This is a genomic window from Lentzea sp. NPDC051213, from assembly GCF_044455585.1.
Classification (GTDB): domain Bacteria; phylum Actinomycetota; class Actinomycetes; order Mycobacteriales; family Pseudonocardiaceae; genus Lentzea.
Genome location: NZ_JBITEX010000001.1, coordinates 1,500,704 through 1,511,734, shown reverse-complemented (window position 1 = coordinate 1,511,734; position 11,031 = coordinate 1,500,704). Strand labels below are relative to the sequence as shown.

11 protein-coding genes are annotated in these 11,031 nt (G+C 70.7%); 9 read left to right on the top strand and 2 right to left on the bottom strand.

The window, feature by feature from the left end; genetic code table 11:
* Positions 1-34 precede the first annotated feature (34 nt).
* Both ACIA8G_RS06585 and ACIA8G_RS06580 read left to right on the top strand, forming a co-directional pair.
* A complete protein-coding gene (locus tag ACIA8G_RS06585) occupies positions 35-787 on the top strand; it encodes a TetR/AcrR family transcriptional regulator (RefSeq protein WP_396417238.1) in 753 nt (250 codons plus the stop codon).
* 115 nt (positions 788-902) lie between these two features.
* Positions 903-2,144: a hypothetical protein gene (locus tag ACIA8G_RS06580; RefSeq protein ID WP_396417237.1), complete on the top strand. Its 1,242-nt coding sequence runs from the start codon at positions 903-905 to the stop codon at positions 2,142-2,144.
* Here the strand turns inward: ACIA8G_RS06580 and ACIA8G_RS06575 are convergent.
* Positions 2,128-2,370 (bottom strand): hypothetical protein, encoded by a 243-nt coding sequence (locus tag ACIA8G_RS06575; protein ID WP_396417236.1) that lies wholly within the window; start codon positions 2,368-2,370, stop codon positions 2,128-2,130. The genes ACIA8G_RS06580 and ACIA8G_RS06575 overlap by 17 nt on opposite strands.
* On the opposite strand from ACIA8G_RS06575, the gene ACIA8G_RS06570 reads away from it, so the two are divergent.
* From ACIA8G_RS06570 to ACIA8G_RS06555, 4 genes are read left to right on the top strand one after another with little or no spacing between them, the layout of a single operon-like run.
* Positions 2,369-3,097, top strand: a complete 729-nt coding sequence (locus ACIA8G_RS06570; RefSeq protein WP_396417235.1) for a glutamate ABC transporter substrate-binding protein — start codon at positions 2,369-2,371, stop codon at positions 3,095-3,097. The genes ACIA8G_RS06575 and ACIA8G_RS06570 overlap by 2 nt on opposite strands.
* A gap of 13 nt (positions 3,098-3,110) precedes the next feature.
* Entirely contained in the window at positions 3,111-5,240 is a 2,130-nt protein-coding gene (locus tag ACIA8G_RS06565; protein WP_396417234.1) for a tetratricopeptide repeat protein, read from the top strand.
* Positions 5,240-6,208, top strand: coding sequence for a PP2C family serine/threonine-protein phosphatase (locus ACIA8G_RS06560; RefSeq protein ID WP_396417233.1), 969 nt, complete (start codon positions 5,240-5,242; stop codon positions 6,206-6,208). The genes ACIA8G_RS06565 and ACIA8G_RS06560 overlap by 1 nt, the downstream gene beginning before the upstream one ends.
* Before the next feature lie 59 nt (positions 6,209-6,267).
* Positions 6,268-7,023 carry an alpha/beta hydrolase gene (locus ACIA8G_RS06555; RefSeq protein WP_396417232.1) on the top strand — a complete coding sequence of 252 codons (756 nt, stop codon included), beginning with the start codon at positions 6,268-6,270 and terminating at the stop codon, positions 7,021-7,023.
* Here ACIA8G_RS06555 and ACIA8G_RS06550 read toward each other — a convergent pair.
* A complete protein-coding gene (locus ACIA8G_RS06550) occupies positions 7,016-8,017 on the bottom strand; it encodes a LacI family DNA-binding transcriptional regulator (protein WP_396417231.1) in 1,002 nt (333 codons plus the stop codon). The genes ACIA8G_RS06555 and ACIA8G_RS06550 overlap by 8 nt on opposite strands.
* 177 nt (positions 8,018-8,194) lie before the next feature.
* Between ACIA8G_RS06550 and ACIA8G_RS06545 the strand changes: the two genes are divergently transcribed.
* The 3 genes from ACIA8G_RS06545 to ACIA8G_RS06535 are packed head-to-tail and all read left to right on the top strand — an operon-like array spanning position 8,195 to position 10,974.
* Complete coding sequence (locus ACIA8G_RS06545; RefSeq protein WP_396417230.1) at positions 8,195-9,205, top strand: sugar ABC transporter substrate-binding protein; 1,011 nt, start codon at positions 8,195-8,197, stop codon at positions 9,203-9,205.
* Positions 9,206-9,208: 3 nt separating this feature from the next.
* Positions 9,209-10,210 carry an ABC transporter permease gene (locus tag ACIA8G_RS06540; protein WP_396417229.1) on the top strand — a complete coding sequence of 334 codons (1,002 nt, stop codon included), beginning with the start codon at positions 9,209-9,211 and terminating at the stop codon, positions 10,208-10,210.
* A complete protein-coding gene (locus ACIA8G_RS06535) occupies positions 10,207-10,974 on the top strand; it encodes an ATP-binding cassette domain-containing protein (protein ID WP_396417228.1) in 768 nt (255 codons plus the stop codon). Before ACIA8G_RS06540 ends, ACIA8G_RS06535 begins: the two co-directional genes overlap by 4 nt.
* Positions 10,975-11,031 lie beyond the last annotated feature (57 nt).

Sequence of the window (11,031 nt, the reverse complement as noted above, 5' to 3'; positions counted from 1 at the left end):
ACCGTACACCATACGGTACGGTAGTGTCGCGGGCGTGATCGAACACACGGGCAGCGGTGACCCGGCGCGCACCCTGGCGTTGCTGTGGCGGACCCAGGAGCGGGCGAGCCGCAAGGGCAAGCCGGACCTGAGCGTGGACCGCATCGTGCAGGCCGGCATCGCGCTGGCCGACGCCGACGGGCTCAAGGCGCTGTCGATGCGCCGCGTCGCGGAGGCATTGGGTGTGGGGACGATGTCGCTCTACACCTATGTGCCCGGCAAGGGCGAGCTGATCGACGTCATGGTCGACACGGTGCAGGCCGCGACCGGACGGCAGGCGGCCGAGGGCTGGCGCGAGCACCTGACGTACGTGGCGCGGGAGAACCTGGCGCTCTACCGGCGGCACCCGTGGTTGCTGCAGGTGGCGCCGTCGCGCACGGTGCTGGGGCCGCAGGTGGCGGCGAAGTACGACTTCGAGCTGTCCGGTCTGGAGGGCGTCGGGCTGTCCGACGTGGAGATGGACTCGGTGCTGAACCTGGTGCTCGGGCACGTGCAGAACTCGGCGCGGAGCCTGACCGCGGCGGCGGTGACCGAGCAGGAGACCGGGCTGACCGACCAGCAGTGGTGGGACGCGGCCGTGCCGGTCCTGATGACGGTGTTCGACCCGGCGCGGTACCCGGTGGCGGCACGGGTCGGCAACGCCGTCGGGGAGGCGCACCAGAGCGCGTTCAGCCCGGAGCACTCGTTCGAGTTCGGCCTGGAGATGATCCTCGACGGCGTCAATCGCCTGATCGCGGCACGCCGGTAGTTGCACGCGGGTGACACCTCGCGGGGATGCGTCGTTAATTCCCACGCGGTGTCCTTCGGGTGCCTACAGTTACGCCACGCATCGTGACGATCAACCGCCACAGGGAGGGCCGCACGTGGTGATCGACTCGCAGCCCCGGCAGGCGCTGGTGCGCCGGGTCACCGGTCTCGCGCGGTCGACACCGGGGCGGTTGAGCCTGATCATCCTGGTGCTGGCCCTGGCGAGCCTCGCGAGCGGATCGCTCACGACGTGGAGCGTGATCCGGCAGGGACAGTCACTCGACGAGCTGGCGACGCGGTCCGAGCCGCTCGCGCACGCGGCGCAGGAGGTCTACCGGGCGCTGCAGGACGCGGACGCGACGGCGTCGAGCGCGTTCCTGTCCGGCGGACTGGAGCCGGCGAAGCTGCGGGAACGCTACGAGGCGGACATCGCGCAGGCGCAGGCGGCGCTGTCGGTGGCGACGGCCTCCTCCCCCGACCTCACCGCGACGCTGGCCGCGCAGCTGCCGGTCTACACCGGACTGATCGAGACGGCGCGCACGAACAACCGGCAGGGTTTCCCGGTGGGCGCGGCGTACCTGCGCGAGGCGTCCGGGTTGATGCGCACGCAACTGCTGCCCGCGGCGCAGGAGCTGTACCGGGCGGAGACCGACCGGGTCGCGCGGGCCCAGGACGACGCGTCCTTCCCGATCGCCGAGATCCTGGTGGCGCTGGCGTTCGTGATCGCGCTGGTGCTGGTGCAGCGGTATCTGACCCGCAAGACGAACCGGCTGCTCAACGTCGGGCTGCTGGTGGCGACCGGGGCGGCGGTGGTGTCGCTGCTGTGGGTGACGACGGTGTCGGTGCTGGTGATGCGCGACGTCTCGGACAGCAGAGCGGCCTCGCAGAAGGTCGACGTGCTGGCGCAGGCGCGGATCGCGACCCTGACGGCGCGGGGCGAGGAGACGCTGACGCTGGTCGCGCGCGGGGCGGGCCAGGCTTACGAGAAGAACTTCGTCGAGGTGTCCGAGCGGCTGGAGGGGCAGCTGGACCAGGCGCAGCGGCTGGAGCACACCGAGGCGATCGACCAGGCGATGCGGCACTTCCGGCAGTGGCAGCAGGTGCACCAGCGCATCCGGGAGGCCGACGACGCCGGCCAGTACAACGACGCGGTCGCGTTGATCGACAACCCGTACTTCGACTCGCTGGACCAGGACCTGGTGCGGGCGATCGGGGAGGCGCGGCAGGGGTTCAGCGACGAGGTCGCGGTGGCGCGGGCGTCGCTGGCGGGCACGGTCGTGGGTGTGCTGGTGCTCGCGCTGATCAGCGCGGCCGGGTCGACAATGGGGTTGTGGCGGCGGCTCAAGGAGTACCGATGAGGCGACTCGCACTGGTGGCCCTGATGTTCGTGTCGGCCTGCTCGGCGGGCCCGGCGCCGAGCGAGGTCGTGCCGCGCAGCGCCCCGGTCCCGCAGCCGGCGAACGCCAGCACGGTCACCGCGGCACCGAGCGGCACGGCGGGTCCCGCGCCGTCGTGCGACGCGACGGCGAGCCTGCGGCCGGGCCCGCTGCCACCGGCGGGGCAGATGCCGGCGGGTTCGAACATGGAGCGGATCCTCAAGCGCGGCCGGTTGATCGCCGGTGTGGACCAGAACTCGTTCCTGATGGGGTTCCGCAACTCGTTCACCGGCGAGATCGAGGGTTTCGACGTCGATGTGGCGCGGCAGATCGCGCGGGCGGTGTTCGGTGACGAGAAGAAGGTGCAGTTCAAGGTCGTCACCGCGGCGGAACGGATCGGGATGCTGCAGCGCGGCGAGGTCGACGTCGTGGTGCGCACGATGACGATCACCTGCGAGCGGCTCAAGGACGTGGACTTCTCGTCGGTCTACTACCAGGCGGGGCAGCGGGTGCTGGTGCGCCGCAACTCCGGCATCACCGGGGTGGAGAGCCTGGCCGAGAAGACGGTGTGCGTGGCGTCGGGGTCGACGTCGCTGGGCAACGTCGTGAGCAGGGTGAAGACGACGGTGAGCGTGCCGAACTGGACGGACTGCCTGGTGATGCTGCAGCAGGGGCAGGCGGACGCGATCTCCACCGACGACACGATCCTGGCGGGGCTCGCGGCGCAGGACCCGTACACCGAGGTGGTGGGGTCGCGGTTCACCGAGGAGCCCTACGGCGTGGGGATCCCCAAGGGGCAGGAAGACCTGGTGCGGTTCGTCAACGGCGTGCTGGAGCGGATGCGCGCCGACGGGTCGTGGAGCGGGATCTACCAGCGGTGGCTCAACACGCTGGGTCAGGCACCAGCGCCGCCCGCCGCGCGTTATCGGGACTAGGGAGGGGGTCGCGATGAGTGAGGAGCTGGATCTGCCCGCGACCGGGCCCGCGACGTCGCCGGGCACGGCGCCGTGGTCGGTGTCGCAGGAGGGGTCGCGGTCGAGTTCGGGGCGGTCGCGGCGGGGCAGCGCGCGGTCGATGAGCCGTGGCCGGTTGGGGGCGGGCCTGGTCGAGGTGCCGCGGGTGCCGTACCGGGATCCGAAGACCGCGGTGCTGGAGCACCCGGAGGTCCCCGAGGCGAAGCGGTTCTGCTCGAAGTGCGGCAAGAAGGTCGGGCGGCGCAAGGACGGCAAGCCGGGCCGGGTGGAGGGGTTCTGCCCGCAGTGCGGGCACGCGTACTCGTTCACGCCGAAGCTCGATCCGGGCGAGGTGCTGCACGACCAGTACGAGGTGCTGGGGTGCCTGGCTCACGGCGGTCTGGGCTGGCTGTACCTGGCGCTGGACCACGCGGTGAGCGACCGGTGGGTGGTGCTCAAGGGCCTGCTGGACTCCGGTGACGCGGACGCGATGGCGGCGGCGCTGGCCGAACGGCGGTTCCTCGCCGAGGTCGAGCACCCGAACATCGTGAAGATCCACAACTTCATCCGGCACGAGGGCCGGCAGAGCGACAAGCTCGTCGAGTACATCGTCATGGAGTACGTCGGCGGCGAGTCGATCAAGGACATGATCACGCACCGGCGCCGGGAGGGCCGCGGCGACGAGGCGTTGCCGCTGGCGCAGGCCATCGCCTACGTGCTGGAGATCCTGCCCGCGGTCGGCTACCTGCACGGGGTCGGGCTGTTGTACTGCGACTTCAAGCCGGACAACATGATCCACACCGAGGAGCAGCTCAAGCTGATCGACCTGGGCGCGGTGCGGCGCATCGACGACCACCACTCCCCCATCTACGGCACGATCGGCTACCAGGCGCCGGAGATCGGCACGATCGGGCCGTCGGTGTTCTCCGACGTCTACACCGTGGGCCGGGCGCTGGCGGTGATGAGCTTCCCGTTCGACTTTCGCGGCCGCTGCAAGGACCGGCTGCCCACGGTGGACGAGGAACCGCTGCTGGGACGCTTCGAGTCGTTCCACCGGTTGCTGCTGCGCGCCACGAACCCGAACCCCGAGCTGCGCTTCTCCAGTGCCGAGGACATGGCCGAGCAGCTCACGGGGGTGCTGCGCGAGGTGCTGGCGATCGAGGACGGCGTGGCGCGGCCGGGCCTGTCGCGGCAGTTCACGCCGGAACGCCGCCGTTTCGGCGTGGAGGGCGCGCTGGACCTGGCCGAGGTGGCGCTGGCGTTGCCGGCACCGTCCGTGAGCACGTCGGACGCGGCGGCGTCCTGGCTGGCGACGGCGACGACGTCGGATCCGGCCGGGCTGCGCAAGGCGCCGGAGTTCACCGTCGAGGTGCGGTTGCGGATCGTGCGGGTGCTGATCGAGTCCGGGGACACCGAGGCGGCGCTGAGCGAGCTGGAGGCGGTGACGGCGCCGTCGTTGTTCGACGAGTCCGAGCTCGATCCGGAGGACTGGCGGCCCGACTGGTACCGGGGTCTCGCGGCGGTGCGCGACGGGCGCGCGCAGGACGCGCTGGGGTTCTTCGACGCGGTGTGCTCGGCGGTGCCGGGCGAGGCGGCGCCGAAGCTGGCGCTGGGCGTGTGCACGGAGGCGACCGGGGATCTGAAGGCGGCGGCGGGCTGGTACGAGCTGGTGTGGCGGACCGACCACGCGTACGTGTCGGCGGCGTTCGGGCTGGCGCGGGTGCTGCTGGCGTCCGGTGACCGGGCGCGGGCGGTCGAGGTGCTGCTGTCGGTGCCCGACACGTCGTCGCAGCACCTGGCGGCGCAGATCGCGGCGGTGCGCGCGCAGCTGGGCGACTGCGGTGCGGAGGAGCTCGTCGCGGCCGGGGAACGGTTGCACGCCTTGGACATCGACGTGCACTCGCACACGCAGCTGTCGGCGGAGGTGCTGGAGGCGGCGTACGACTACGTGACCCGCAATCAGGCCGCCGAGGGCAAGGTGCTGGACTGTGCACTCTCCGAACACGAGCTTCGGCTGGGTCTCGAGCGGCGCTACCGCACGCTGGCCCGGTTCGCGGCCACGCCGGAGGAACGGATCGCATTGGTGGACCGCGCGAACGCGGTAAGGCCTAGGACGTTGGTTTGATGGACACCCTGAAGTGCCCGGAGTGCTTCGCGCCTGTCGCGCCCGAGGACCGGTTCTGCGAGGCGTGCGGCCGCAACCTGCTGGTCAGGCGCACGCCGCTGGGCGGACCGACCGGTCCCGCGCAGGCCTCGTGCATCCTGTGCGGGTCGCCGGACATCGATGACGAGGACTACTGCACCCAGTGCGGCCGCCACCAGCCTTCGGCGCGTGACCGCGTGGAGTACACGCTGGGCACGGTGTCCGGGGTGAGCGACCGGGGCAAGCGGCGGGCGCGCAACGAGGACTCGATGGCGTTCGGGCAGGTGGCGGGCAAGGGTGTCGCCGCGGTCGTGTGCGACGGCGTGGCCTCCTCCGAGCGCGCCGAGCAGGCGTCGCAGGCCGCGGCCGACGCGGCGGTGGACGTGCTGCTCAACGCCCTGATCGACACCGCGGACCCGGAGCAGGCGATGGTCGACGCCGTGGCGGCCTCGTGCTTCGCGGTCGAGCAGCTCGTGGAGGCCGAACCGCTCGAGGCGGGCGGCCGGGGCGTGGCGCCGTCGTGCACGTTCGTGTCGGCGCTGGTCACGGAGTCGTCGGTGACGATCGGGTGGGTCGGTGACAGCCGCGCGTACTGGTTGTCGGAGGAGGGCTCGAAGCAGCTCACGACCGACGACACGTGGGCGGCGCAGCTGGTCGCCGAGGGTGTGCTGACCGAGGAGCAGGCGCGCACGGACCGCCGCGCGCACGTGCTGTCGCGGTGGATCGGCGCCGACGCCGGCCGGGTGGTGCCGCAGGTCGTGACGCTGCAGCCGACGTCGCCGGGCCTGTTCCTGCTGTGCTCGGACGGGCTGCACAACTACCGGCCGCAGCCGGAGGACCTGCAGCCGCTGCTGCCGTGCGGGCCGGAGGAGTTCGTGAAGGTCGCCCTGGAGGCGGGCGGCCACGACAACATCACCGTGGTGCTGGTGCCGTTCGGGCCTGCGGACTGACGCCTCGGCACTTCGCCACCACGGGCGAACGCTGCTGAAATGAGCGGATGTGGAGGCCGGTGTTGGTCGTGCTGGCGGTGGTTGTCACCATCGTCGCCGTGGTCTTCGCCTTTCAGCGCAAGCTGGTCTACTTCCCCTCGCCCGGTCCGCTGCCGTCCGCCGACGACGTTCTGCCTGGTGGGCGGGACGTCCGCCTGGTGACGGCGGACGGTCTGATGCTGGAGGGCTGGCACTTCGAGCTGCCGGACGCGCTCGCGACGGTGGTGGTGTTCCCCGGCAATGGCGGCAACCGGATGGGGCGGGTGCCGCTGGCGCGGGAGCTGACCTCGCGCGGGTTGTCGGTCCTGCTGTTCGACTACCGCGGGTACGGCGACAACCCCGGCAAGCCGACCGAGGAGGGCTTGACCTACGACGCGCGGGCGGCGCTGGACCTGATCGACGGTCCGGTGATCTATTTCGGTGAGTCGCTGGGCGCCGCGGTGGCGGTGGAGCTGGCGACCTATCGCGCGCCGAAGGGCATGGTGCTGCGCTCGCCGTTCTCGTCGCTGGCGGCGGCCGGGTCGCACCACTACCCGTGGCTGCCGGTGAAGATGTTGTTGCAGGACAAGTACCCGGTGCTCGAGCGGGTGTCCGCTGTGGACGTTCCGACCGTCGTGGTGCTGGGCACCGCGGACTCGGTCGTGCCGCCCGCACAGAGCCGTGAGGTGGCCACAGCGGCTCGGGCGCGGCTGGTCGAGGTCGAGGGCGCCGATCACAACGACGAGGTGCTGCTGTCCGGGCCGCAGGTCGTCGACGCGGTGGTGTCGGTCAGCTGACCGGCGGGGTGATCTCGCCTGAGCCGCGGCGCACGAGGGCGGCGGGGACGACGGCGTGCACCGGGGGTGAGGTGTCGCCGCCGATGCGGGCGAAGATCAGTTCGGCGGCTTTGCGGCCCAGGCCGGGGACGTCCTGGCGGACGACGGTGACGGCGGGTTCGAGCATGTCGGCGAGCGGGAAGTCGTCGAACCCGATGAGCGCGACCCGGTGCTGCAGGCCGTGGTCGCGCAGCACGCGCATGGCGCCGACGGTGACGAGGTTCTGCGCGGTGAACAGCGCCGTGGGTGGCCGGTCGAGGCCGAGCAGTGTGGTCGTGGCGGTCGCGGCGAGGTCGGCGCCGTGCAGGCCGGTGCACACGAGTTCCTCGCGCAGGGTGAGTCCGGCCTGGGCGAGGCCTTCGAGGTAGCCGGTGTAGCGCTCCTGGCTGGTCCACAGGGTGCTGCGGTCGCCGAGGAACGCGATGTCGCGATGGCCAAGGGAGGCGAGCTGCAGGACGGCCTCGCGGGAGCTGTCGCGGTTGGTGGTGGTGACGCAGTCGGTGCCGCCGAAGGTGGGCGGCCGGTCGACCAGCACCATCGGGGTGCCGCGTTCGCGTTCCTGCTGCAACGCGTCCTGGTGGCCGCCGGCGGCCATGACGACGACACCGTCGACGCGGCGCGCGGACAGCGAGACGAGTAACTCGTGTTGCAGGGCGGGGTCGTCCTCGCTGCTGCCGGCGAGCACGAGCACGCCGCTGTGGCGGGCGCGGTCCTCGACGGCGCGCAGCAGGGCGGAGTCGAACGGGTTCGAGAGGTCTTCGAACAGCACGCCGATGGTGGCGCTGCGGCGGTCGGAGCGGCGCAGGCTGCTGGCGGTGAGGTTGGGGCGGTAGCCCAGGGTGCGGGCGGCGGCGCGGACGCGGTCGACGACCTCGGTGCCGGCACCGGGCAGTCCGTTGATCACGCGGGAGACGGTCTTGGTGCTGACCTTGGCCAGTGCCGCGACGTCGCGCATCGTGGGCTCGCGTCTTGTGCCTGCTTCATCCATGACCCGGCGCGCCCACTTCCTAGGACTCTTGCGTCAACGATGACGTAAGGGTATACCCGTTTGGTAGCTCGCGTAGCCGCTCCCCCGTTCAAGACTCAGGGACTTAGGACGGGCGGTTACGTCAACGTTGACGTAGGAGTTGTCATGCGTAGAACGGTCGGGGTCACCGCGGCGGCGTTGCTCACCTTGGTCACCGCGTGCGGGGGTGGTGGGTCGTCGGGTGGCACGACGCTGGTCGGCCTGGTGACGAAGACGGACACGAACCCGTTCTTCGTGAAGATGAAGGAGGGCGCGCAGCAGGCGGCCTCGTCCTCGGGGGCGACGGTGCAGTCGTTCGCCGGCAAGCAGGACGGCGACAACCAGTCGCAGGTCGACGCGATCGAGAACCTGATCGCCTCGGGCGCGAAGGGCATCCTGATCACGCCGAGCGACTCGAAGGCGATCGTGCCGTCGGTGGACAAGGCGCGGGCGGCGGGGCTGCTGGTGATCGCGCTGGACACGCAGCTGGAGCCGGCGAGCGCCGCCGACGCGACGTTCGCGACCGACAACTACAAGGCGGGGCTGCTGATCGGGCAGTGGGCGAAGGCGAAGTTCGCCAAGGAGGGCAAGCAGGCCAAGATCGCGCTGCTGGACCTCAACCCGAACCAGGTGTCCGTGGACGTGCAGCGCGACCAGGGTTTCCTGGAGGGCTTCGGCGTCGACGTGAAGGACAAGGCCCGCATCGGTGACGAGGCCGATCCGCGGATCGTCGGGCACGACGTGACCAACGGCGATCCGTCCGGTGGCCGCACGGCGATGGAGAACCTGCTGCAGAAGGACCCCGGCGTCAACCTGGTCTACACGATCAACGAGCCCGCGGCGGCCGGTGCGTACGAGGCGTTGAAGGCGGCGGGCAAGGAGAAGGACGTCGTGATCGTCTCCGTCGACGGCGGATGTCCTGGCGTGAACAACGTCAAGGCAGGGGTGATCGGGGCGACGTCGCAGCAGTACCCGCTGAAGATGGCGCAGCTGGGCGTGGAGGCGGTCACGAAGTTCGCCAAGGACGGCTCCAAGCCGAAGGACACCGACACGGGCGTCACGTTGATCACCGATCAGCCCGCGGACGGGGTCGAGTCGAAGGACTCGGCGTTCGGCCTGCAGAACTGCTGGGGCTGAGCGATGACCGCGGTGGTGGAGGAGCGGGACAGTTCGGTGTTGACGCGCGTGCAGCACCTGCTGCACGCGCAGGCCACGATCGGTCCGGCGGTGGTGCTGCTGGCCTCGGTGGTCGTGTTCGCGTTGCTGTCGGAGCGGTTCCTGACGCCCGGCAACATCTCGCTGATCCTGCAGCAGGTCGCGGTCGTGGGCACGCTCGCGGTGGGGCAGACGATCGTGATCCTGACGGCGGGCATCGACCTGTCGTGCGGCGCGATCATGGTGCTGACGTCGATCGTGATGGCGAAGGTGGCGTCGGAGACCGGCCTGCCGGGGTTGCCGGCGCTGCTGCTGGGGTTCCTGGTGGGCACGGTGTGCGGGCTGCTCAACGGGATGCTGGTGACGCGGCTGAAGTTGCCGCCGTTCATCGTCACGCTGGGCACGTTGAACGTGTTCTTCGCGCTGAACCTCTGGTACTCGGGCAGCGCCACGATCCGCGGCACGGACATGCCGTCGTTGCTGCTGTTCACCGGTCAGACGTTCACGATCGGCGGCACGCGCATCACCTACGGCTCGATCATGCTGGTGCTGCTGGTGGCGGCGATGGCGTTCGTCTTGAAGAACACGGCGTGGGGCCGGCACGTCTACGCCACCGGTGACGATCTGGAGGCCTCGCGCCTGTCGGGCATCCGGACCGCGCGGGTGCTGCTGTCGGTCTACGCGACGGCGGGGCTGATCTACGCGGTGGCGGCGTGGACGTTGATCGGCCGGATCGCCTCGGCCAGCCCGCAGGCCGGGCAGACCGACAACCTCGACTCGATCACCGCTGTGGTGATCGGCGGGACGTCGTTGTTCGGCGGCCGCGGTGCGGTGGTGGGGTCGCTGATCGGGGCGTTGATCGTCGGTGTGTTCCGCAACGGCCTGGCGCTCGCGGGCGTGGACGTGCTGTGGCAGACGATGGCGGTCGGTGTGCTGATCATCGTGGCGGTGTCGCTGGACCAGTGGATCAGGAAGGTGAAGGCATGACCACGCCGGTGCTGCAGGCCCGTGGCCTGGTCAAGCGGTACGGGAAGGTGACCGCGCTGGCGGGCTCGGACCTGGAGTTGCTGCCCGGTGAGATCCTCGCGGTGATCGGCGACAACGGCGCGGGCAAGTCGTCGCTGATCAAGGCCCTGTCGGGGGCGGTCATCCCGGACGAGGGTTCGGTGTTCCTCGACGGCTCCCCTGTGTCGTTCTCGACGCCGATCGACGCGCGCGAGGCCGGCATCGAGACGGTGCACCAGTCGCTGGCGGTGGCGCCGTCACTGGACATCGCCGCGAACCTGTTCCTGGGCCGCGAACGACGCCGTTCCGGTGTGCTGGGGTCGGTGTTCCGGATGCTCGACCGCAACGGCATGCGCGACGAGGCGCGCCGCCAGCTCGACGCGCTGGGGATCATGACGATCCAGAATCCGGGCCAGGCCGTGGAGACCCTCTCGGGTGGCCAGCGCCAGGCCGTGGCGGTGGCACGCGCGGCGGCGTTCGGCAGCCGGGTCGTGATCATGGACGAGCCGACGGCGGCGCTGGGTGTGCGGGAGTCACGCGCGGTGCTGGACCTGATCCTGCAGGTCCGCGACCGGGGTCTGCCGGTGATCCTGATCAGTCACAACATGCCGCACGTGTTCGAGGTGGCCGACCGCATCCACATCCAGCGCCTCGGGCGGCGCAAGGCGGTGGTGGACCCGAAGTCGGTGTCGATGTCGGACGCGGTGGCGATCATGACCGGGGCGATGGAGCCGCCCGCGGCTTAGCGCGTGTGGACCCGCAGTGCGTGGGTGTTGTACTCGTACTGCGGGTCCACGGCGTGA

Excerpts from the sequence above, each read along its gene's own strand:
- ACIA8G_RS06575 (WP_396417236.1), bottom strand. The coding sequence starts at position 2,370 with ATGTTCGAACCCGCCGGCATCTGCCCCGCCGGTGGCAGCGGGCCCGGC.
- ACIA8G_RS06560 (WP_396417233.1), top strand. The coding sequence starts at position 5,240 with ATGGACACCCTGAAGTGCCCGGAGTGCTTCGCGCCTGTCGCGCCCGAG.
- ACIA8G_RS06540 (WP_396417229.1), top strand. The coding sequence starts at position 9,209 with ATGACCGCGGTGGTGGAGGAGCGGGACAGTTCGGTGTTGACGCGCGTG.
- ACIA8G_RS06550 (WP_396417231.1), bottom strand. The coding sequence starts at position 8,017 with ATGCGCGACGTCGCGGCACTGGCCAAGGTCAGCACCAAGACCGTCTCC.
- ACIA8G_RS06570 (WP_396417235.1), top strand. The coding sequence starts at position 2,369 with ATGGAGCGGATCCTCAAGCGCGGCCGGTTGATCGCCGGTGTGGACCAG.
- ACIA8G_RS06565 (WP_396417234.1), top strand. The coding sequence starts at position 3,111 with ATGAGTGAGGAGCTGGATCTGCCCGCGACCGGGCCCGCGACGTCGCCG.
- ACIA8G_RS06535 (WP_396417228.1), top strand. The coding sequence starts at position 10,207 with ATGACCACGCCGGTGCTGCAGGCCCGTGGCCTGGTCAAGCGGTACGGG.
- ACIA8G_RS06545 (WP_396417230.1), top strand. The coding sequence starts at position 8,195 with ATGCGTAGAACGGTCGGGGTCACCGCGGCGGCGTTGCTCACCTTGGTC.